General features: G+C 55.1%; 17 protein-coding genes and 3 pseudogenes. 8 read left to right on the top strand and 12 right to left on the bottom strand.

Annotated elements, in window-relative coordinates; genetic code table 11:
• Window positions 1-942: a LysR family transcriptional regulator gene (locus AB4O40_RS10895; protein ID WP_460058130.1), complete on the top strand. Its 942-nt coding sequence runs from the start codon at window positions 1-3 to the stop codon at window positions 940-942.
• Window positions 943-948: 6 nt separating this feature from the next.
• Here AB4O40_RS10895 and AB4O40_RS10890 read toward each other — a convergent pair whose 3' ends face one another.
• Complete coding sequence (locus AB4O40_RS10890) at window positions 949-1,479, bottom strand: DUF1003 domain-containing protein (protein WP_409078362.1); 531 nt, start codon at window positions 1,477-1,479, stop codon at window positions 949-951.
• 126 nt (window positions 1,480-1,605) lie between these two features.
• Window positions 1,606-2,217 (bottom strand): TetR/AcrR family transcriptional regulator, encoded by a 612-nt coding sequence (locus tag AB4O40_RS10885; protein ID WP_056725879.1) that lies wholly within the window; start codon window positions 2,215-2,217, stop codon window positions 1,606-1,608.
• 216 nt (window positions 2,218-2,433) lie between these two features.
• Between AB4O40_RS10885 and AB4O40_RS10880 the strand changes: the two genes are divergently transcribed.
• Entirely contained in the window at window positions 2,434-3,489 is a 1,056-nt protein-coding gene (locus AB4O40_RS10880; RefSeq protein ID WP_460054575.1) for an MBL fold metallo-hydrolase, read from the top strand.
• Window positions 3,490-3,541: 52 nt separating this feature from the next.
• Here the strand turns inward: AB4O40_RS10880 and AB4O40_RS10875 are convergent, their stop codons facing one another.
• The 3 genes from AB4O40_RS10875 to AB4O40_RS10865 form a co-directional block, all read right to left on the bottom strand.
• On the bottom strand, window positions 3,542-3,712 hold the full coding sequence (locus AB4O40_RS10875) for a hypothetical protein (protein ID WP_460054577.1): 171 nt from the start codon (window positions 3,710-3,712) through the stop codon (window positions 3,542-3,544).
• Window positions 3,713-3,811: 99 nt separating this feature from the next.
• Window positions 3,812-4,129 carry a helix-turn-helix domain-containing protein gene (locus tag AB4O40_RS10870; RefSeq protein ID WP_056725875.1) on the bottom strand — a complete coding sequence of 106 codons (318 nt, stop codon included), beginning with the start codon at window positions 4,127-4,129 and terminating at the stop codon, window positions 3,812-3,814.
• Between the two features lie 119 nt (window positions 4,130-4,248).
• A complete protein-coding gene (locus AB4O40_RS10865) occupies window positions 4,249-5,214 on the bottom strand; it encodes a hypothetical protein (RefSeq protein ID WP_460054580.1) in 966 nt (321 codons plus the stop codon).
• 118 nt (window positions 5,215-5,332) lie between these two features.
• Here AB4O40_RS10865 and AB4O40_RS10860 point away from each other — a divergent pair, with 118 nt between their 5' ends.
• On the top strand, window positions 5,333-7,123 hold the full coding sequence (locus AB4O40_RS10860; protein WP_460054582.1) for a SulP family inorganic anion transporter: 1,791 nt from the start codon (window positions 5,333-5,335) through the stop codon (window positions 7,121-7,123).
• A 262-nt stretch (window positions 7,124-7,385) separates the two neighbouring features.
• On the opposite strand, the pseudogene AB4O40_RS10855 reads toward AB4O40_RS10860, so the two are convergent.
• From AB4O40_RS10855 to AB4O40_RS10835, 5 genes and pseudogenes are all read right to left on the bottom strand, one after another.
• Window positions 7,386-7,891: pseudogene (locus tag AB4O40_RS10855) on the bottom strand (BRO-N domain-containing protein).
• A 113-nt stretch (window positions 7,892-8,004) separates the two neighbouring features.
• Window positions 8,005-10,080: an AIPR family protein gene (locus tag AB4O40_RS10850; protein WP_460054585.1), complete on the bottom strand. Its 2,076-nt coding sequence runs from the start codon at window positions 10,078-10,080 to the stop codon at window positions 8,005-8,007.
• Window positions 10,077-11,060: a PD-(D/E)XK motif protein gene (locus AB4O40_RS10845; RefSeq protein ID WP_460054587.1), complete on the bottom strand. Its 984-nt coding sequence runs from the start codon at window positions 11,058-11,060 to the stop codon at window positions 10,077-10,079. Before AB4O40_RS10845 ends, AB4O40_RS10850 begins: the two co-directional genes overlap by 4 nt.
• A complete protein-coding gene (locus AB4O40_RS10840) occupies window positions 11,050-13,740 on the bottom strand; it encodes a Z1 domain-containing protein (RefSeq protein ID WP_460054590.1) in 2,691 nt (896 codons plus the stop codon). Before AB4O40_RS10840 ends, AB4O40_RS10845 begins: the two co-directional genes overlap by 11 nt.
• Window positions 13,741-13,743: 3 nt before the next feature.
• The gene (locus AB4O40_RS10835) at window positions 13,744-15,168 is read right to left on the bottom strand and encodes an ATP-binding protein (protein ID WP_460054592.1); all 1,425 of its coding nucleotides are present in this window, start codon (window positions 15,166-15,168) and stop codon (window positions 13,744-13,746) included.
• A 394-nt stretch (window positions 15,169-15,562) separates the two neighbouring features.
• On the opposite strand from AB4O40_RS10835, the pseudogene AB4O40_RS10830 reads away from it, so the two are divergent.
• Window positions 15,563-15,822 (top strand): annotated as a pseudogene (locus AB4O40_RS10830) (hypothetical protein).
• Between the two features lie 81 nt (window positions 15,823-15,903).
• Here the strand turns inward: AB4O40_RS10830 and AB4O40_RS10825 are convergent.
• Window positions 15,904-16,135 (bottom strand): annotated as a pseudogene (locus tag AB4O40_RS10825) (BRO-N domain-containing protein); the annotation flags it as partial.
• A 260-nt stretch (window positions 16,136-16,395) separates the two neighbouring features.
• Here AB4O40_RS10825 and dcm point away from each other — a divergent pair.
• The 4 genes from dcm to AB4O40_RS10805 all read left to right on the top strand — a co-directional run bounded on the left by dcm (window position 16,396) and on the right by AB4O40_RS10805 (window position 20,466).
• Complete coding sequence (gene dcm, locus AB4O40_RS10820; RefSeq protein ID WP_460054595.1) at window positions 16,396-17,835, top strand: DNA (cytosine-5-)-methyltransferase; 1,440 nt, start codon at window positions 16,396-16,398, stop codon at window positions 17,833-17,835.
• 192 nt (window positions 17,836-18,027) lie between these two features.
• A complete protein-coding gene (locus AB4O40_RS10815) occupies window positions 18,028-18,483 on the top strand; it encodes a very short patch repair endonuclease (RefSeq protein ID WP_460054597.1) in 456 nt (151 codons plus the stop codon).
• On the top strand, window positions 18,444-19,694 hold the full coding sequence (locus AB4O40_RS10810) for a type II restriction endonuclease (RefSeq protein ID WP_460054600.1): 1,251 nt from the start codon (window positions 18,444-18,446) through the stop codon (window positions 19,692-19,694). The genes AB4O40_RS10815 and AB4O40_RS10810 overlap by 40 nt, the downstream gene beginning before the upstream one ends.
• 373 nt (window positions 19,695-20,067) lie before the next feature.
• Complete coding sequence (locus tag AB4O40_RS10805; protein ID WP_460054603.1) at window positions 20,068-20,466, top strand: hypothetical protein; 399 nt, start codon at window positions 20,068-20,070, stop codon at window positions 20,464-20,466.
• A 198-nt stretch (window positions 20,467-20,664) separates the two neighbouring features.
• On the opposite strand, the gene AB4O40_RS10800 is transcribed toward AB4O40_RS10805, so the two are convergent.
• Window positions 20,665-21,912 carry a ribonucleotide-diphosphate reductase subunit beta gene (locus AB4O40_RS10800; RefSeq protein WP_007978181.1) on the bottom strand — a complete coding sequence of 416 codons (1,248 nt, stop codon included), beginning with the start codon at window positions 21,910-21,912 and terminating at the stop codon, window positions 20,665-20,667.
• Window positions 21,913-22,100: the final 188 nt, after the last annotated feature.

Genomic DNA, 22,100 nt, shown 5'->3' with positions numbered 1-22,100 from the left:
TTGTTGATTGCCGGTGCCCACTATAGATTGGCGTTCACGCACTCAATATTGGCGTTTATCCAAGTGATCAATGCAGCGACGCACTATCGACTGGACTACCCGGACCTGGCGCTGACCCTCGCCCTGGTGCGCGGCGGCTCTCTGGCCCGGGCCGCGCAACTGCTCAAGGTGGATGTCTCGACGGTGTTTCGAGCGGTGCGCCGGCTGGAGGCTGCGCTGGGCCAGCAACTGTTCGAAAAAAGCCGCGCCGGTTACCTGCCCACCACCCTGGCGCAGTCCCTGGCGGAACAGGCCGAGCGCGCTGAGCAGGCACTGGAGGCAGCGCGCATCGGTGTGGAGCAGGGCGGTGAAGTGATCAGCGGCATCGTGCGCCTGACCTGTACCGATTCGGTTCTGCAAGGTTTGCTGTTGCCGGCGCTGGCGCAGTTCATGCCGAACTATCCGGCGCTGACCCTCGAACTCAGCACGTCCAATGATTTTGCCAACCTCAACCGTCGGGATGCCGATATCGCCCTGCGCCTGACCCGCACGCCACCGGAGCATCTGGTGGGACGGCGGCTGGCGGATATTTCCTACCGAGTGTGTGCCAGTGAGCGATACCTGCAAACGGTCAATAGCACTGACCTGGCCTCATTGACCTGGATCGCCCCGGATGACTTCCTGCCTGATCACCCGACCGTTACCTGGCGTCGCCAGGCCTTGCCGGGCGTAACGCCGGGCTATCGCTGCAACAGCATGCTGTCGGTGACCGAGTTGGTCAGGGCGGGGCTGGGTGTAGCGGCGTTACCGGACTTCTTGATCGGCGACGGTTTACAGCCGCTGAGCGAACCGCTGCACGGATACGACACTGCGCTATGGCTGCTGACCCGTCCCGACTGCCGCGCCTTGCGCTCGGTGGTTACCTTGTTCGATGAGTTGGGGCGGGCGCTGAAACTGCCGTGAAACCGTTCAAGCCTTCGGCTTATCCTTGCGCACGAACTGCTGGTGCATTTCCGTTGTCAGGTTTTCGATGCGCTCGGTGAGGGTCTTGGTCATCTCTGTGAGACGGGTGTTCTGCTCGAGCAACTCCAGCAGTTGCGCAGAGTTTTTCGCGGCCTCCGCCTGCCGCTCACTGTTGGCGGTCGCCAGCGCTTCGCGGTGCTGCGCATCGGCATCGGACTGGGCTTTGTCTCGCGCGGCCTGACGCGTCTGGGCCAACAGAATCAATGGCGCGGCATAGGCCGATTGCAGGCTGAAAGCCAGGTTGAGCAGGATGAACGGGTACGCATCGAAGTGGGTGAAACCGGAGAGGTTGAGGCACACCCAGATCACCACGATCAGCGTTTGTGCGCCGAGAAAGGTCGGTGTACCGAAGAATCGTGCAAAGGCTTCGGCGCGCAAGGCAAACTTGTCATTGCCAAAGGTCGGTGCGAGGTGGGCATGAGGGCGATGGAAACGCAGGTGATCGACGTGGGCGGCGGTTTCGTGGCTGGTGGTCATGATGCTCTCTGTCTGGCGCTGGGACTGAAGCTCACTATAGCCTCAGCGCCGGTTTCATTCTGAAACACATCGTGCCGTTCAAATCCGAGTCATCAATCCTTCTAACACCACCTTCGACCTTGTCATTTATTGCAACTGATAGCAGGCCAGAAACATGTCCAGCGCGGAATCCGCCACCGTGTGTTGCTCCTTGGCTGACAAGCTGGGTTGCCCCATGGAAATCTGCGGCCAGAATGCAAAAGACTTGAGCAGGCCATGGATCTGTTGAGCGGCGAATTCGGGAGCCACGGCTTTCAAGCGACCATCGGCCTGAGCGGCACGAATCCATACCGTCAGCCCTTCTTCGCGTTCGCCCATTCGCGCCACCATATCCTGCGCCCGCTCCGGGGAATGAATCGTCGCCGCTATCGCCACCCGCGCCAGGTCGAGAAAATTGTCATCGCCCAACATTTGCAGCTTGGCCATCAGCAATCCGCGCAATTGCTCGCGCAACGGCAGGTCGGGGCTGTAGGTCGCTTCCTGTTCTGCCGTCACCCGGATCCATAACTGATTGAGGATCTCGGCGAACAACTCTTCCTTGCTGGGAAAGTGGTTGTATACCGTGCGCTTCGACACACCGGCAGTGGCAGCAATCTTGTCCATGCTGGTGATCTCGAAACCGTTTTCACGGAATTCGTTGATCGCGGCTTGAATGATCGCTTGGCGTTTTCGGTCGGTGAGACGCTGTGGAGCTGTCATAAGTACGCTTCGGCAGGGGAGAAGGTGGGAATTACACTCGGTAGTTTACTTGTCATCGACTTTGATGCAACCTAGAAACTACACTGTGCAGTGTAATGTTTTGTTAACCCTGCCCAGCAAAAATAGAACGTCCGGCTGATGCGTGCGTGCCTTGGCCATTTATCGTCCCAAAACGGAAAGTCGCGCGATGCGCGGTTTTTCTGGAGTCATTCAGTCATGGCCAATTCAAACTCCCCGGCGGACAACGCCTCCACACCTGAAGCGTCCCGACAGGCCCAAGGGCAGTATCAAAACTTCACGCCGGTTCAACGTTTAAGCTTTGGCAAAACCATGGGCATCCTGTGGACCGCGCTGTTCCACAAACCGCAGAACACCCGCCCAAGCGCACCCGTGCCGGTGCAAGCGCTGACTCAAGCCGCGCTGATCGCAGCGCCCAACCACAGCGTCTATCGTCTGGGCCACTCCACGGTGCTGCTCAAGCTGCGCGACAAATTCTGGATCACCGATCCGGTCTTCGCCGAGCGCGCCTCCCCCGTGCAATGGGCCGGTCCCAAGCGTTTTCATCAGCCACCGATCAGCCTGGAACAATTGCCACCGATCGAAGCGGTGATCCTGTCCCACGACCACTATGACCACCTGGATTATCGGGCGGTGCTCAAGCTCGCGGACAAGACCAAACACTTCCTTACCCCATTGGGCGTAGGCGACACCCTGATCAAGTGGGGCATCGACGCCAGCAAAGTCCGCCAACTGGATTGGTGGCAAGGCACGGAAGTCGATGGCATCCAGTTCATCGCCACCCCGTCGCAGCACTTTTCCGGCCGTGGCCTGTTCGACAGCAACAGCACCCTGTGGGCCTCGTGGGTGATGATCGACGGCGACACACGCCTTTTCTTCAGCGGCGACAGCGGCTACTTCGACGGCTTCAAACGCATCGGCGAACAGTACGGCCCATTCGACCTGACCCTGATGGAAACCGGTGCCTACAACGTCGACTGGCCGCACGTGCACATGCAACCCGAACAATCCCTGCAAGCCCACCTCGACCTCAAGGGCCGCTGGCTACTGCCGATCCACAACGGCACCTTCGACCTGTCGATGCACGCCTGGTACGAACCCTTCGACCGCATCCTGGCCCTGGCCTGGGAGCGCAACGTATCGATCACCACACCGCAGATGGGCGAGGCGTTCAACTTGATGCATCCGCAGCGTGGTGGGGCGTGGTGGATGGCGGTGGAAGGGGAGAGTGAGCGAGTGGTGCAGAACGCGTGAAGTTGTGACCCCGGCCGGTCTGCGGACCGGCTTGGGAGTTCAACTAAATCAGTTAGCCACGCGAGTTCTTTAACTGCTCAAGGAACCCCGAGATCTTTGCCACGCTCAGGTCGCGAAACTTCCCACGAAGTATTTCGTTTAGTTCTTCGACAGATAATCCGAGCTTCTGCGCAGCATCCGTCTTACTCAGCCGGCCGCTTTCCAGCAGAAGGCCAATTTTCATAACGCAATCAGATTGGCCCGCATATCACCAGCATCGGGAATGCCCAGTGCCTGATAAACGCAGTTATCGCCATCGTCGATTTCGTTCATCTGTTAACCCTCACTCCACCATCGCAAAATCCGCCCGCCCAACCGGATTCGGCGTCGACCCTCTCACATTCATCCCTCGACCCGGCGCAAACCCCGGGAAGAACACCAACCCTTCGGCTTCAAGCCGATAGGCCAGCGCCAGGCGCGTGACATCCCGCACCTCCTGTCGCGCCTCGAAGCGTTGAATGGCATCCACCGAGACCCGGGATTCCCGCGATAGCTCCTCCACGCTCCAGCCCAGCATCGCTCGGGCCTGGGCGCAGTGGGCCGGGGTGAATTGGAAGAGGGCGATACGTTCCAGGGTGATTTTCATCGCTTGAGAGGCCATGGTGTTCTCCGGGCTCGAGAGTGTTGGTCAAAATATACTGTGTTTTTGTACAGTTGTTTTGAGCCCGGATCAAACGCATTTTTTAATTTTTCTTTTCAGACAGACGAACGGCACTGCGCTTATTTACCCGCCAACCCTGGCGCTTCGCGCACAATAAAGTGATCCAGGTTTTCAATGTTGGCGCTGAACACCCCGAACGTTTGCTCGGGTTTTTTCTTGCTCGGCACCTGCTTCAGCTCGGGCGTTACGCCATAAAAGAAGCAGTACAACGCCCGCCCGCTCTCGATGGCGTGCTTGATCTCCTCCAGGAACGCCTTGCGCTTGCGGTAGCTGTCGATCAGTTTCTTGCTCAGGTAGACATTGACCGAGTAGGGCTTTTTCTCGAACCAGACCTTCTTCTCGAAGTCGATGCGAAAGCTCTGGGTGTAGTCCTTGATCTCCTTGACTTTGCCCCAGTAAATCAGCCCCTTGTTGTCTTGCAGGTATTCGATCTTCTTGAAAAACGACCCGTAAGGCGCGGTGTGCTCGCCAATTTTCAGCGGCACGCGCTTGAGCAAATCCTTGTCGTCGAAGTTCGACACGAAACACTCCACCGGATGGGCGAAGACGCTGGTCTTGTCCGGGGTCGACTCCTTGCTCGGTTGCTCGACATGACTAGCCGCCTTGGGCGCCAATGGTTCATCCCGAACCACATCGGCAATCACCACCGGGCTGGACGGCCTACGCACATATTCGCGCCGAGTCAGTAACAATTCCGACGGGAAATTTTCCTCGCGACTGTCATCCGTTTCCGTCTCATCCACACCCGACGTCGGCGTCTTCAGGCTGACATAAGGGCAGCCCTCGACATGCCGCGTACTCGGCAGGTTCTTGAAGTGCGGCGTGCGCACGTAATTCACGTTCTTGGCGTTGAACGTGCCCAGCTCATTGGCCGTATCGAACGCCAGGCGACAGGCATCGTTGGGGCACTGGAAGTGTTCCCTGGCGGAGTCGAAATCCATCGTCTCGTCGAAATTCAGATCCCGCACGTCGTAGATCGACAACTTGTCGTTGAGGCTGAGGCAGTAGGCGAGGTCGAATTTCATGTCGGGTTCCAAGTCCTTTAGATGAACAGCTTCCAGTGATGGCGCATTCGAAGCAATAGCTACACTGAGATCACTTCGATATCCCGGAGTTTGCACAGTCCATCAACGAGGGCGGTTCATGAGCCATTCAGATGCTTCGCCCCCTCTCCCGGAACCGGGCCGCATAGCTCGCCGCGATGAACAGACCGGTTGGCGCCGCTGGCTACCGGGGCTGGGCATACTGCGGGAATACCAACCGGAATGGTTGCGTTACGACATCGTCGCCGGCCTGGTGCTGACCACGATGCTGGTGCCCGTCGGTATCGCCTATGCGGTGGCTTCGGGCGTGCCGGGCATCTATGGCCTCTACGCGACCATCGTTCCGCTGCTGTTCTATGCCTTGTTCGGCCCCAGCCGCATTCTGGTGATGGGGCCGGATTCCTCCCTGGTGGCCGTCATCCTTGCCGTGATCATTCCACTCTCCGGCGGCGACCCGCAGCGTGCCGTCGCCCTGGCGGGGATGATGGCGATCATCTCGGGAGCGGTGTGTATCCTGGCCGGTATCGCGCGGCTGGGATTCATCACCGAGCTGCTGTCCAAACCAATCCGCTACGGCTACATGAACGGCATCGCACTGACCGTCTTGATCAGCCAGTTGCCCAAGCTGTTCGGTTTTTCGATTGAATCCGACGGCCCATTGAGAAACATCGCGGCCATCGCCTCGTCTGTGATGGAGGGAAAGATCAACTGGACCACCTTCACGGTGGGCGGGCTCACCCTGGCGGCGATCCTGCTGCTCAAACGATGGCCGCGATTGCCGGGCATTCTGATCGCCGTGGTAGGCGCGACAGTCGCCGTGGGTGTGCTCGACCTGGCGACACGCGCCGGTGTGTCGGTCCTCGGCTCGCTCCCCCAAGGCTTGCCCGGTTTCGCCATCCCCTGGATCACCCGCGCCGACATCGTCCCGGTGCTGATTGGCGGTTGCGCCGTCGCACTCGTCTCGTTCGCCGACACCAGCGTGCTCTCCCGCGTCTATGCGGCGCGGACCCGCACCTACGTCAACCCGAACCAGGAAATGGTAGGCCTGGGCATCGCCAACCTCGCAGCCGGTTTTTTCCAGGGCTTCCCGATCAGTAGCAGCTCGTCACGAACCCCCGTGGCCGAGGCGGCCGGCGCCAAAACCCAACTGACCGGCGTCGTCGGCGCACTGGCGGTTGCCTTGCTGCTGGTGGTGGCACCGGACCTGCTGCAACATCTACCATCCAGCGCCCTGGCGGCCGTCGTGATCGCCTCGGCCATTGGCCTGATCGAGATCACCGACCTGCGCCGGATCTACCGTATCCAGCGTTGGGAATGCTGGCTATCGATTGTCTGCACGGTCGGCGTGGCCGTGTTCGGCGCGATCGAGGGCATCGGCCTGGCCATCGTGATTGCCGTCATTGAATTCCTCTGGGACGGCTGGCGCCCGTACTCCGCGGTATTGGGCCGCGCCGACGGGGTCAAGGGCTACCACGACATCAAACGCTACCCCGAAGCGCGCCTGATCCCCGGCCTGGTCCTGTTTCGCTGGGATGCGCCCTTGTTTTTCGCCAACGCCGAACTGTTCAGTGATCGAGTGCTGGACGCCGTGGCTGCATCGCCCACACCCGTGCGCTGGCTGGTGGTCGCCGCAGAACCGGTCACCAGCGTCGACGTGACCTCCGCCGACATGCTGGCCGAACTGGGCGACACGTTGCATGCGGCGGGTATCGAGTTGTGCATTGCGGAGATGAAGGATCCGGTGAAGGACAAGCTGAAGCGGTTCGGGTTGTTTGCACGGTTGGGGGAGACGGCGTTTTTTCCAACGATCGGAACGGCTGTGGATAGTTATGTGGCGAATTATCGGGTGGATTATGTGGAGGGGGATGAAGGAGGGGAGGTGGGGCGTTGAGCCCTTTTGGTATCGAAACTCTAAAGCCCACCCCAGATCCCCTATGGGAGCGAGCCTGGTCGCGATTCGCAAGACCAACACAACAACCAAGCCAGCCACCAACCTTGTGGCGAGGGGGCTTGCCCCCGTTGGGCTGCGAAGCGGCTCTAAATACTGCAACTCAGGTCCATCAGATAAACCGAATTCTGCGGATTGACGACTGCTCGCCTCAAAAAACTGGCTGTCTGAAATTCGGACAGCCAGTTTTTTGAGGGGTGAACAATCAGTACCCACGCATCACTCGTGAAGCCTTCCGCCACCACGATTCACGCCGATTGAATGGATCATCCGCCAGAACACACGGCATATCCCGCAATCGAATCCACGGCTCATCCTGCCAATGCAGCATACAGAGCGACATCTTCGGCCAATCAAGCAAACTCAACGTCGGGCGCTCCACCATTCGTGACGGCCGCGCATCGCGTAGCGCAGGCACGACCTGATGAGTCAGCCACTCTCGCAGCAATCGATTCTCAGGGCAGTAGTGATAAATCAACAATGCACACCTGACTCGCTCACCATCAAACGCTCTTTAGCCGCGCCATAGTGGTCAATGAGCATCATTTGCCTCTGGTCCGCATAGAGCTTGCGCGTCATGCACTCATCAAGATGTTTGCCCATCAGCCGCCCGAAATCATGCGCACAGAACCAGGCCTGATTCTCCGAAAGAAGGGCATGCAGGTGGACGTTGTGACGAGTGAAAAGAGTGGGAATGAGTGATTCAGGCATGGCGGGCCTCCTGGAGCGGAAGCGCGTGGTTGGGTCTGTGGGCACGGCGATTCACCTTCATCTTGAAGGTCGGATTGCCTCCTGCTCGGCAGGATACTTTAGCTTTGGCTGTCCTACATATCTTCGACTGGCATCCCTTCCTCCGCCATTCGCTTCACAAGCAGCTTAACTGCATTCTTATCCGGCCTCGCCAAGTTGATGTTTCCTGATCCGAGCTTCTGAAGGGCCCTGTCGGCCTTTGGCGACAGAAATCTACGCTGCTCGGCAGTCCGACGGATAATTTCGGCCTTGGGCACGAGCATGTGAAGGAGCACGTCGAAGTCGATTTCCCGATCGATCCTTGCAGACGACTTCGCTTCCTTTTTCTCTTGCGTCATCTCATTTGCGTCGAGAACCAGATGATCAGGTACGGCCGGAACGTTGAATTCTGCAGCCTTGATATTTTGCCAGCAAAGTTCCAGTTTGCAGTACTCGCCGACGTTCCGAACATTTGCAGACGTATTTCTGAAAGCGGCAGCAACCTGTGGGGCAAGAGAGGCGATCAGCTCTTGAAGCTCGTCCGGGACGGATTGAGTATTCCAGATTTGCCCCCAGTTTAGGCTTGCCTTCCCTTGGCGATCGATCACCTCGGCGATCCAAGAAAGTGTATAGGCAACTGTCTGGGATTTATAACCGCGATCATCTTTGTACCAGTCGGAACCAGCAACATGCTTGTCGGTCCAGCGAAATATCAGCCCCATCGCGCAAGCATTTCTATACCAAACTTCGTTAAATTGGGTAGGCGCGGACTTCCAGTCCTTCGCGGTTTGATCAGCGAAGGCCATGAACGCTTTTTGCGCTCCTCTGGATACAACGTAAGGTTTTCTTTCAAAACTCAGAACATATTTCGCAAGGTCGGTCTTTTCGATAAGTTTATCTCTCGGATACTCCAGCTGGTATTTTCTCTTTCCTGCAACGGACGCGTACGCCATGCCGTCACGGTACTGCCCGCGCGCGCGCTCATAAAACCATTTGTCGCCCGTCATCGCACCGTTCTGAGGCGGTGCGGTCATTATCCGGGAGTAACGCTCCATTTGCAGATGGAACGGATGGCTCGAGAAGAAGTCTGCCTCTGATATACGATTCTGAGTGTTGGCGTACCGCGAAATTTTTGGTACGACCTGCTCGATATGGGCAGGTGGAACTACTGAGAGTTTCATTTGCACGTGAACACGTTCAAGCGGTGAATTTGCGACATCCTTTGCGTATAGGATAGACGCCGTCGTCTGGCCGCCATTCACGATCTGAAGGTTATGAATAGCTGCGATTCCTAGTTGCCCGTCTTCGAGTGTTTCGAGCGTAACCGCCGATGCGGTCGCGGTTAGGCCGTTGTTGTAAGCAAAGAACATCTCCGGCGTCTTCTTGATTGTTTCCAGAATACCCTTGTTCACCTTCGTCTTAGCCTGGAGATAGGTCCGGACGTTCTGTTCGAGCAGTCGCGCCCCGTATAGACCGTAGATTTCAGCAAGCACTGGGCCAGGAATAGCAAGAAGGTAGGATTGATGTTCCTCGGTGTTTGTCGAGGCCTTGAGACAGGCAATCGGCGCTCCGGCAATACCTGCGATATTGACTTCGATAGACTCTGGAATTCGAAAGCTTTTCTGGATTTCGAAATAGCGAATCGCGTCAAGGACGCTATAAACAATCGGCACACCGCCTACTTGCTCGCCCAGTTGTGGCGGCCGTTTGGCCGCCAGTCGGGCGTTGGAAAAAAGGATGATGCGAACTCTCTTGATGAGATCGCGTGCTAAGTAGATGGGATAGGCCGCGGCAAACGCTGGGCTTGTTTCTTCAATTGAATTGATAAACACCGATGAGCAGGCATTCTCGAAGAAGGCAGTGGCTTGCTTGAACGCTGAGGTCAGGCGGTCACTATGTAGAGGTTCCAGTTCCGTTCCGTTTCGAAAATCGCAGACGGCGAGATAAAGCGTTCCGCGATCGGTATCCAGCCCGTAGCCGTCGATTCGGTATGGCCGCCGTCCACCTTCTTTGTGACTGTAGGTGTATTCCAAGTCGATGGTGTCACCGTTGTCTGACGCCGCTGCAACATAGAGCTCGAAAAAGGCCTCTTGCTGGAAGATGCCCCGTGCCTCTGCTTCTAGAAGAATATCCTCTCGTAGGACTTCGAATGTTTGCTGCAACTCGCTCATACTTCGATTCCCTCGAAGGCATCATCATGACTGATGATGAAGGGAGCGCAGTCGCTCACGCGAATGCTGTAGTTAACCATCTCTACGCCGGGGCGGAGATCACTGCGCTCGATACGAGGAAACTCACTGGACACCTCATAGAAAATGCGATCAACGAGAACCCAGCTTTCCTCGTTATATTCCGGCTGTTCCTGATATCCCGCTTCCAGCAGAGCGATCTCAAAGTGTTCCAGCGCGCCTGTGCCAGCCTCGGCAAAAGCGTCCCGAATCTCCGAAACAAGAGTATTTAGAGTCCGAGCCGCTGAGGCGGCGGATGGCAGCGGGGCGATACCCTGATTGCAGAGCAGGATGCGTCCCTGAACCGGATCGAGTTGATCTTCGGAAGAAATCCGGATTCGCCGGTCGGCAGTCACCACCTGCGTCTTGACCTCAAAGATGGTGCCGGCGACTACGAAATCCTGCTCATGACCGCCAGGGCCACTCCAGCATTTGATGGCGGCATTCCAGCCGATGCGGTCACCAAGAACATCTCGCAGAAACAGCAGTTCGCCGACTAGGCCAACTCGCTCACCTTTTGACAGTAGGCGGTCGGCCCTATGGCGTAGCATCTCCTGCCAACGGTGGACCTCCTTGATGGCTTGCAGCAGCCCCTTTCCGGACTGTGTCGGTGCAAGCTTGTCGGTCGCAAGCATGAGGCTTTTGCACATAAGGGCGAAGTTTTGGAAATTGGCCGCATCACTCAGGCTCAGCACTAATCTTGAACGCCCAGAGGCCACCGGATGGACCTCGCAGGTCACTGCCGACATCTTCGGCAGATCAAGCATCCCTGGCTCCGCGCACTCGACATCTAGCTGGAAGACAAAACATCCGTGAAAGTCGCGGCCGATCCTGAAATCGAGCGGATGGCTACTGTCAGCAAGTCGAATGTTGTAGAAACCTGGGTCAGTCGGCGCGACGATCGCCTTCCATTCACTCAGCATCCTGGGCCTCCATCATCGCTTCGGAGTCATCGTCTGCTTCTGCGGCAAAGTGCTCAAGTTGCTGCCGATAGACCGCATTTACTTGGTAGGTTCTCTCCTTGGCCGGTTTACCGGTCTCGGGCATGCAGAAGGACAGCGTGACGATGTTATCGCCAAGTTTGAGATCGTCGTCGCACTCGTCTCGATCGTCGCGCAGCTTCGCGCTGAAGACATGCACCAACATCATTGGCCGTTCGCGTACAGAGCAGGCGGCGCGTTCCTTCTTATAAATCTCATCCCGATATGCAGCATCCGCCGCCGCCTTCTGTATGTCGGACAGGCCGATTTGCGCGTCCCCGGGGTCGGCGACGCGGTTCTTGCTGCCATATACTCGATAGGTGCCCTTCTGAATTGTTCCTTGATCCCGAGACCTCAGATTGACCTTCTGGCCAGCAAATGGAATAGGGTCGCCCGACTGGCGCATGGGAAGTACCACATCCCATTTTGCGAGTTCATCGGTGACGCGGTCCTGAACATAGTCCCCTAGAAGGGATGTGTCGGAAATCACCGAGAGATCGGGATGATCCACGAACTTGAACTCGCGCATGAGGCCGAGTACGTCGCGACCGTCTGCGGCCCAGCGAATGTAGCCCTTCTGTATTTCAGCGGGGCTTCCGAGCGCGATGAGAAATTGTTCGACCGCCTTGCGATGTGCCTTTCCGATGACAGGATCATTTGGGAGCGCGAAACCCTCGATGTGACGCGCGGAATAGTCCTGAGCGATTTTGAGCTTCTCGGCCGTCCGCATCTTGTTCGCCGCAGTTACCCGGATGGCGAGCGGGCTCTGCCGGACTTTGAGGCCGAAATCGCGCGGCGTGCGGCGGGCGGCCTGCATGCGTTTAATCTCGCTTCTCAATTCTTCGGTCGCCTCGTCTACAAATTCGTAATGGTCGAAGGACACCTGCGGCAGATAGAGGCGGCAATATTCCTCATATCCTGGTCGGTAACCGAACCAGCGCGCCATCTGCATAAGGGTGTCGCTGGCAGTAGCGTTCCGCAGGAGATAGGAGACCGTGAGACCTTCGAGCGTTAGGCCGCGTGAAAGCGCCAGCCCGCCGATGGCGATGACATGAAGACCTTCTGATTTGCGCAGTGAATAATCGAGCTTGCCACCCCGCATATTGACAGTGCGGACTTCGATGGACTGGACACCTTCATTGAGGACTTTAAGCAGATCGGGCCAGTTGAGCCCAGTGTTATCGAACTCGACGGTGAAGCTGTTTTCGAGATCATCCATGATGTCATCGTTGATCTGATCAAGCGGCAGCGATGCATGGACCGAGACCGCGTCCTTGATCTCCGTAAGATATTCGTAAACGAGTCCGAGAATTTTGTCCTGGATGGCATTGAATCGGCTGACGTTGATCATCATCGAACAGTGGGCTTTGCCCTTATCTTGGAATACCCTTATGGCCCTCGTTATACAAAATACACGGATCGCGTGGCGGAGACTGTCCGGTATGTCGGTAACATTATCTCCGCTTTTGTGTTTCAGCGGCAGCAGCGCTCGATAGTCATCGATGACCCTGACCATGCTCGGGCGTAAGTCACCACCCTCGCGGAAAATTCGATGTGAACCTGCATAATTGGTAGGCGGATCAAGCGCCTTGATAAAGTTTCCGGGAAAAAGGTCATCCGTCTCCATTTCCTCCGTCGTTTCCGGGTCGATGAAAATGTTGGCAAACGGTGTAGCGGTATAACCGATATATGCCGAGCGCGGAAAACGCGACAGAATCTGTCGGATGACGCCGTTGATGGCGGTAGTTCGCTTGGGATCACTGGCCGTGTTGATAGACGCATTGTCGGCTTCATCGTCGACCAGCAGAAGTGGCAGCTCATAGCCGCCTGTCTCTCCCTGTTTCTCGATCCAGTGTGCGAGACGTTCAAGGATGGATTTGTTTTTTTTGGTTATGAAGATCATCGGCTCCTGATGACCTGAGATGCCGAAATAGATTCCATCCTTGCCGCTCGAGAAATCGGCTACCCGAGTTGTGCCGTAGGAGGGGATTCGTCGCGTCGCTGCGTAACTCTGGATCGGCAGCGACTGCTGTGCAGCCGCGCCAAACATCGAGACCTTGCCAATAAATGTCTCGTCAATTCGTTCCTGCGTCTGGGCACGCAGCGAGTTGGTGATCCCTGCGAGCAGGATAATGACACGGTAGCCCGCGTCGGCTGCCTTGCAGATCAGGGCAGAGTAGTTGGTAGTCTTGCCCGACTGGACATTTCCCATGACCATGCCGCGAACTGCGCCGTAGAGTTCGTCTTTCGGATTGCCGCATTGGTCGAGAATTTCATCCGTGTCGGAGTCGAGGGTAGCAAGCACGGGCGATGGGAGAATACCCGTCTCGAGATAGTATTTGCGTAGGCGGTTCCAGTAATAGAAATCAAGCTCCGGCCGTATTGTTGCCAGCCAAGGCCGGTGGCCCTTTGTAATAACCGCCCCCCGCTTCTGGGTAACCGTAAAACTCGCTTCCAGTTCGCGGATAACCGCATTGATGGCTGGCTCATCGAGGTTTTTAAACGGCCCATCGCGAACGATTGAAGTGATCACACCTTCGGGTAATCCTTGTCCTTGGGAAATGTCTTCGCCATATTGCTTGGTGATGGTCGAGCGGAAATACGCAAGTTCGCTATCAAACATTTACTACCACCTTTTGTCCTTGAGGTGTTTTACGACGAGGTCGGCTTGACTAGCCCACGGTTCGGTTGATGCAAGAAGTTCACGCAGCGCTTTCATGTCGCCGCCTGAGTGAAGCAGCAGTGAGGGGAGGGCTGTGTCGAGCTTGTCGAGAAATCTGTCCTTGTCTAGTACGCCCTGATTCATCATTTCCGGGCGAGACGAATAATCTTCGCCGATGCTTACAATTGGGAAGCAGTCCTCGATGATTGCGAGCGCTGCTGCAAAGGCTTTACCTCTGTTTCTATCCTCGTCCTCTAGCATACCGGCGATCAGCGGGTGTTCGCGGTTGACATAATAGCGAACCTCACCGTTTCGCACGTATTTCGCCCAGACCGACGTTTTTCCAGCTCCTTCGCGGATTCGTCCGCCGCGGGACTGAAATACCTTTCCCGATCTGCTCTTGAGTCCGCCGACGATGTCCTTCAAACGGCTCTTGAGCCCCGAGGGAAGCTGTGCGTCTGCCTTGTCGAGCGTGATCTTCCATATCGCATCGAGGGAGTTGGGGATGTTGACGGCGATCCGGACAAGTTGCGACAACTCGCCGTGCCTCACCAGTCGAAACCAGGTCCCGTGTATGATGAGCCGGTGCTGCCGATAGACATAGAAGCCTTGATTGCGAACGAAACCTTCTACACCGCTGAGCTGATCGTGCTCGCCCGCAGTTAACTTCGAATAGTGCGGTAGGATGAAGGCCTGCACCTCAATAGGCTGGCCACCGAGGTTAAGCGTTTCCTTCGGCTGAGCCTGCGTCGCATCATGGTGGCGCAGGAAAGGATCTGTCGGCTTCAGCGCGCTACCATTGAAACTGATTCTGAGTTTCCGAAGGCCTTCTTCGCCTCCCAGATAGCGATGGAAGATGAGTGACAGCTGCTTTTGGGCATGCGCGACTAGATCATTGAAGCCCTTGCCACCAACTTGGCCATATTCGGACAGGCGATCGCACATGCGCCAGATGATCTCCGTCCCGTCGCGCTCAAGCAGCAGCTGATCGGCCAGAGCTTCGATCTCATCGGGCTCAAAAATTCCCATCTTCCAGTCGGCGATATCATCCAGATTCCAAGACGCCCCGGACAGAACGCCATTCTGTCTCGTGACGACGGTCAAGTGCCGGCATTGTGAAAGTGATGCCGACTTCATGCCCCACCCGAAACGGCCGAGGTCATCAGGAGCCCGTTCCTCATTGGGATTGGTGCTGGCGGGTTTCATCGCCCGATGAAGTTCGACCTCCGTCATTCCGGATCCATCGTCCAGAATCCTGACCTCGGGCCCATCATCCTTCCGGATGCATTTGATATCGATGCTGTGGGCTCTCGCCTTGATGCTATTGTCGAGAAGATCGGCAAGAGCACTCGACAGGTCGTAATTCCCGAAGCTACGCGCCGACGTCATCAGCGCAGACGCGTCAGGAGGATTATTTACATGCCTCATATATCCCCCACTCAATTCGCCACAAGACGCTGGGGAAAAGCCCCTGCTTAAAGATTTTTTGTCTTCGACCAGCCCGAGCGGATCTGAAATTCGGCTGTTGTCGATAGCCCTCGAATGTGGCATCTGCCACTTAGAATCCGACAACTATAGTAGCAAATTGCCTTTTTCGCTGCTCGCAGACGTCTATATGTGTTGGGACAAGCCTGCCCGCGATTCCCAAAAATCAACGCAATATCTCAAGCCTGACGTGAGCCTATGGGTAACGGATGCTTCATCAGTCATACGCAAGTCATTGGAGAACAGAATGGAACACTTCAAATAAAAGAACTGCCCCCATGCAAAACCCCACTCCCAAATCACCGAACGCCTGAACAACCGCCGCTTCACCGTAGCCGGCAACACCCACGGACTCTCCGGTGTAGGCCGCGTGACCGGCCCCGATACCATCGAGCTGCTTTTTCACTGCATCACCAACGACGGTGAGATTCCGGCCGGCTGGTCGCGTGACACGGTGGGGGTTGATGAAGCAGGGCGGACCGACGCTGGTGTGTATGGGATTGGTTGTCGGGTGCGGAGGGTGGTGGGGAGTCGAGTTATGTGGAGGTTTTGGAGTAGCGATTCGGGATTCGCTGATTAGCATAGAAAAATCCGCTGCTTGAAAACTCAAGGAGCGGATCGTTTGATGAATTTGAGCATTCAGAATCCGCGCATCAACCGTGAAGCCTTACGCCACCAGGATTCATGCTGGTTGAAAGGATTCTCCGCCAACACACACGGCATATCCCGCAGTCGAATCCACGGCTCATCCTGCCAATGCAGCATGCAGAGCGACATCTTCGGCCAATCCAGCACGCTCAGCATGGGGCGCTCGACCGTCCGTGATGGCCGTGCATCCACGAAGCGCGGGCACAACCTGATGCGTCAGCCAGGGTAGGTGGATCAGGGTTAACCGTCAACCAGCGACTTTTCCTTCCTTCCAGGAAACAAAACGAAATCTGGACAACGGCATAGAGTAAATTATGCTGTGTTTATATCCAGTATCTGGTCGCCGTTAATTTCTATCTTGGCCCGAATCCGTGTTGCTAAGCCTGATGCCACGGATCCCAAGAAACTTCATTTACTTTGAGGTTTACTGGGCTAGAATGGTGATCATTCGTCACAGCTTTGACCCAGAGGAATATCGGGCTCATGAATCTTTTTGAAACACCATCTTTTGAATCCTTGAGCGAAACGACTTCGGACACCCATGAACCGGATACCCACCCTGTGACTGATCTTGCACTGCTTCACAAGCTGCTGGAGATCTACGATCAAGGGCAGCTCGCTGAAATTCTCAACGATGTCAGCCCTTCTCAGTGGTGCCGTGAAACCATCAATCGTTGGGTTAAAGGCAAGGCTTCCCCAAAGCTTTCCCATGTTGAATTCACTCGCCTGGAAGCTTTGTTGCCCAAGCGCTTGAACCACAAACCGTCCTTCACCTTCATCGATCTTTTCGCCGGTATCGGTGGGATCAGAAAAGGTTTTGAAGCCATCGGAGGAGAGTGCCTGTTCACATCCGAATGGAACAAGTACGCCGTTAAAACCTACAAGGCGAACCACTTCTGCGATCCGGCTCGTCACCGCTTCAATCTGGATATCCGCTCGGTCACGCTTTCAGACAAGCCCGAAGTGAGTGACGCAGATGCCTACGAGAACATAAGACGCGAAATTCCTGATCACGATGTCCTGTTGGCAGGTTTTCCGTGCCAGCCATTTTCCTTGGCAGGCGTATCCAAGAAAAACTCCTTGGGGCGCAAACACGGTTTCGAATGCGAGACCCAAGGCACCCTGTTTTTCGACGTTGCACGGATTATCGCCGCGAAACGGCCAGCCGCATTCCTGCTTGAAAACGTGAAGAACCTGAAAAGCCACGATAAAGGGAATACGTTCCGGATCATTTGCGAAGCGCTGGATGAATTGGATTATGAGGTTGCAGATGTAAATGCGCCGAAGGGCTCTGACCCGAAGGTCATCGATGCCAAGCACTTTGTGCCGCAGCATCGTGAGAGAATCGTGCTGGTAGGTTTTCGCCGTGATCTGAATGTTCACCAAGGTTTCACGCTGCGTGACATCAGTAAATTGATACCCAAGCAGCGACCGAGCTTCGGCGATTTACTTGATAAAAAAGAAGTGGACAGTAAATACACCTTGACGCCGAAGCTTTGGGATTACCTCTATCGGTATGCTGCAAAGCACCGAGCGAAAGGTAACGGTTTTGGATTTGGTTTGACTCGTCCAAATGACGTAGCACGCACGCTATCGGCTAGATACCACAAGGACGGTTCGGAAATCCTGGTTGACCGCGGGTTTGTGGACAGCTTGGACTTCAACAGTGAGCTGAATCAACTGAATCGTCCACGTCGGCTTACCCCACATGAGTGCTCGCGTTTGATGGGTTTCGACAAACCGGGGGAAAGCAAATTTGTGATTCCTGTATCTGATACCCAAGCGTACCGTCAGTTTGGTAACTCTGTGGCCGTTCCGGTTTTTGAAGCTGTGGCTCGGTTGATGAAAGATCGTATTTTGGCTGCAAAGGAAAAAACTGCTGACACGGAGCGACCACAGTTGGAGTTTGCCCTTCCCGAGTGAAGGGATACCCCTCCAGCAGTAAGTCCGGAGCGTTTGTGCTCCGGCGCGTCGATCGACATTCTCGAATGCATCGGATAGCTCACTTCCAACCTTGAGAGTACTCGCTCCTGAGGTATACAAAGGGGGGGTAGCTATCGATTGCATGGGGGTGGTTTTTTGGTCGACATTGTGGATGTGTCAACACGCTCTCGAATGATGGCTGGCATTCAGGGTAAAAATACCAAACCAGAAGTTTTGATCCGTAAAGCCTTGCATGCCCGTGGCTTTCGCTTCCGCTTGCACGTTAAACATCTCCCCGGTAAACCTGATCTGGTCTTACCAAAATACAACGCAGTGGTGTTTGTGCACGGCTGCTTTTGGCACGGACACACCTGTCGATATTTCAAAGTCCCCCAGACGCGACCTGATTTTTGGTTGGAAAAAATCGGTAAAAATCAGATCAGAGACCGATCCCATGAAACGTCCCTGTTGGGTCAAGGGTGGAGGGTTCTTGTCGTTTGGGAGTGCGCCGTAAGGTCAATGAAGCGAGAAAAATCACTTTTATTGATTGACCTCATGACTGAGTGGCTGATAAACGGTAATGAATATTTACAGATAGATGAAAACGCATGTTCACTGACCGCATTAGTGACTACTTCGAAGGTGTAGCCGCCAAATATTTGAGTGCTGTGGACGCAGATCCAGGCCGCTCTCATCAGCACGAAATTGGTGGTCTTCCTGCTGCAGGATTTAAGCAGTACCTAGGTACTCCCGGGAAGAGCGAAGAATATCGATTCAAAGCCAAGCAAATTTATTTTACGGATGAATCTGTTGCGCCCGATATCAGTGAGGGGATGGTCACTTGGTATGACTGTCGACGAAAGCAACCTCATAGAAGCGCTGAGTTTCGTCTCTATTACAATACGAATGCAGTAACTGAGTTGCTCGAAGAGGGGGATTTTCTTCTGGTAGCGAAGATGCGCGACGGTTCATTGCTGATGATATTCACACCAGCAGGTAGCACGGTTGAGAGCCAATTGCGGCTCCTGTTCGGTCTGGATCACGTAGGCGAAAGCTTCACCTCAGGAACGCTGGACTCTGTGCAGTTGCTTTTACCGTTACGGTTAATGCTGGAAGACTTGGGGATTGAAGTAAGTCCAATTGAAACGGGTGATGATGTTTGGCTTGAACAACTCGTTCATTTGTTTGGAGGAAAAGCTTTTCCAACGACATCAGCATTCTCGGTTTATGCGAGAAAATCTATTGAGGAAATGGTCGACCCTCTTCATTGTCCCGATCAGACCATCCTTGACTGGATGGAGCATGAAGAAAAGCTTTTTCGTATTTATGAGCGGCATTTGGTTCAGCAGCGACTTCGCACCGGGTTTGGCGAGGAGGGTGATGACGTAGATGAGTTCATCAGTTTCTCTTTGAGCGTGCAAAATCGTCGGAAATCCAGGGTGGGACATGCATTTGAAGGCCATCTGGATGAAATTTTCCGATTGCACGGTTTGCGATTTCAACAGGGACGAGGTAAAGGTTTAACAACTGAAAATAACTCAAGGCCTGATTTCATATTTCCGGGTTTTGCTGAGTACCGCGACTCTGACTTTCCAGCAGAGAAGTTATTTATGCTAGGGGCGAAGACAACGTGTAAGGATCGTTGGCGCCAGGTTTTGAGCGAGGCTCACAGGATTGCTGAAAAGCACTTGGTTACGATGGAAGCCGCTATCAGTGAAAGTCAGACCATGGAAATGCAATCTCATGGCTTGCAGCTTGTAGTGCCCAAAAAAATACAAGCGACATATTCTGGTTCACAAAGAGGTTGGTTGATGGAGCTTGAGAGTTTTATTGCTCTTACGAAAGATCATAATTGCTGATTGGCTGTATTTTGGCCTTCGTTAATCTCAAGAAGGCCAAGGCTTATCTTTAGTGAGCGAAACAGGGGAGCACTAGAGTCTCGGGCCGACACGGCACTGAGCACTCATGCTTCTAAAACGCCCAATAAAATCGCGGGGTATCACCTACCTGCATTTTGTCGAAAATATCTGCCGCAAAACGGAACTCGACGCTAATGTATGTGTTTTTATCCAGTAATTGGGGTGTTTAACAGTAACTTCAGGTAATACATGGCCGCCTGAGTTGAAAAGCATCAAGCAGGTCTCCATATTGGTGTTGGCCCAGGCCCGTGAGGAGTTCTCTGCGCGAGGTTTCTGGAATTTATAGCGGTCGCGGCTAACGAAGGAAAAAGGAATGTCTTCTAGACCTGTTGTCCTTAAACCAGCATGTATCAAAACGCTTGTAGCGGTGGAAGCTCACCCCGAGCGCTCGCACCAGCATGAATTCAATGGGGTGGTAGAGTTACAAAAGGTGTTCGGTGAAGACCGAGCAGAGTTCCAAGCCTTTTTCTCTGTACGTGGGGATGACACAAGCTATCGGGCAGGAGTTACTTGGTACGACTCCAGAGAAAGGCATCCCACCCGCTCAGAACACAGGCTCTATTTTCAGGGCAACCCGGTGATGGACCAAGCGCAGGAAGGAGACAACATTCTGATTGGATTTGATGCTCAAAATCAGCTGCATTGCATTCTCATTCCTTCCACTGCGGGTGGTGATTACCGTCGCTACGCCGGTTGGACCCCTGTCCAGTAAAAGAGAAATTCTATCCGCCAGTGGCATTTGCCGCTGGTAGATTGAATCGTCAGGGATTTAGTAGATGCATTTAAAAAAGAGTCGAAGGGGGCGAATTAGCTTTTTTCCAATAAAAAGCCCTGAACAAGTCAGGGCTTTTTGATTTTACCAATCTGCCGATTTAGATCATGACCGGAAATTCGTGGCTAGCTCCAGAAATCAATCCCAGCTCAAAGCCCCACCAGTCTGATACTCAATAACCCGCGTCTCAAAGAAATTCTTCTCTTTCTTCAAGTCCATAATCTCGCTCATCCAAGGGAACGGGTTAGTCGTCCCCGGATACTCTTCCTTCAACCCAATCTGCGACAAACGACGGTTAGCGATGAACTTGAGGTAGTCCTCCATCATCGCCGCGTTCATGCCCAACACGCCACGAGGCATGGTGTCACGAGCGTATTCGATCTCCAGCTGAGTGCCCTGCAGAATCATCTGCGAAGCTTCTTCCTTCATTTCAGCATCCCACAAATGCGGGTTTTCGATTTTGATCTGGTTGATCACGTCGATGCCGAAGTTCAGGTGCATGGATTCGTCGCGCAGGATGTATTGGAACTGCTCGGCGACGCCGGTCATTTTGTTGCGGCGGCCCATGGAGAGGATCTGAGTGAAGCCGCAGTAGAAGAAGATGCCTTCCAGGACGCAGTAGTAGGCGATCAGGTTGCGCAGCAGTTCTTTGTCGGTTTCGACGGTGCCGGTTTCGAACTTCGGATCGGAGATCGAGCGGGTGTATTTCAGGCCCCAGGTGGCTTTTTTCGCGACCGACGGGATCTCGTGGTACATGTTGAAGATTTCGCCTTCATCCATGGCCAGCGATTCGATGCAGTACTGGTAGGCGTGGGTGTGGATCGCCTCTTCGAAGGCCTGGCGCAGGATGTACTGGCGGCATTCCGGGTTGGTGATCAGGCGGTACACGGCCAGGACCAGGTTGTTGGCAACCAGGGAGTCGGCGGTGGAGAAGAAGCCGAGGTTGCGCATCACGATGCGGCGCTCGTCGTCGGTCAGGCCTTCCGGGTTTTTCCAGAGGGCGATGTCGGCGGTCATGTTGACTTCTTGCGGCATCCAGTGGTTTGCGCAGCCGTCCAGGTACTTCTGCCAGGCCCAGTCGTACTTGAAGGGTACGAGTTGGTTGAGGTCGGCGCGGCAGTTGATCATGCGCTTTTCGTCAACGGCGACACGGGCGGAGGCGCCTTCGAGTTCGGCGAGGCCTTCGGCGACGTCGAGGGAGTCCAGGGCGGCTTTGGCGCGGGCAACGGCGGCGGAGTCAGCGGCGGTCACGGCACGGGCTTCCAGGGCGGCGGCACCGCCGGCGCTGTCGAGACGGTCCATGTTGGCTTCGGTGGCGTGGCCAGCGTTGGCGCTCTTGACTGCTACTTCCGTGTCTTCTTTGTCGAATTCGTCCCAGCTCAGCATGACGTGTCGTCTCCTGCGTGAGGGCCAGTGTGCCCGTGTGAAATTGGATGGTCGGTTTTTCACACGGCCTTACTGGCCGCGTTGGATCTAAAGGAATCGTTTTTTGCGGCAGCTATACGCAGGCATCAAACAGAATTTTGTACGGGGTTCCGAGAGCCACTGATGGGCGCAGCAAGCGTTGATCGCAT

The organism is Pseudomonas sp. S2_F07 (assembly GCF_054668325.1).
This window is presented reverse-complemented; position numbering and strand designations above follow the sequence as displayed.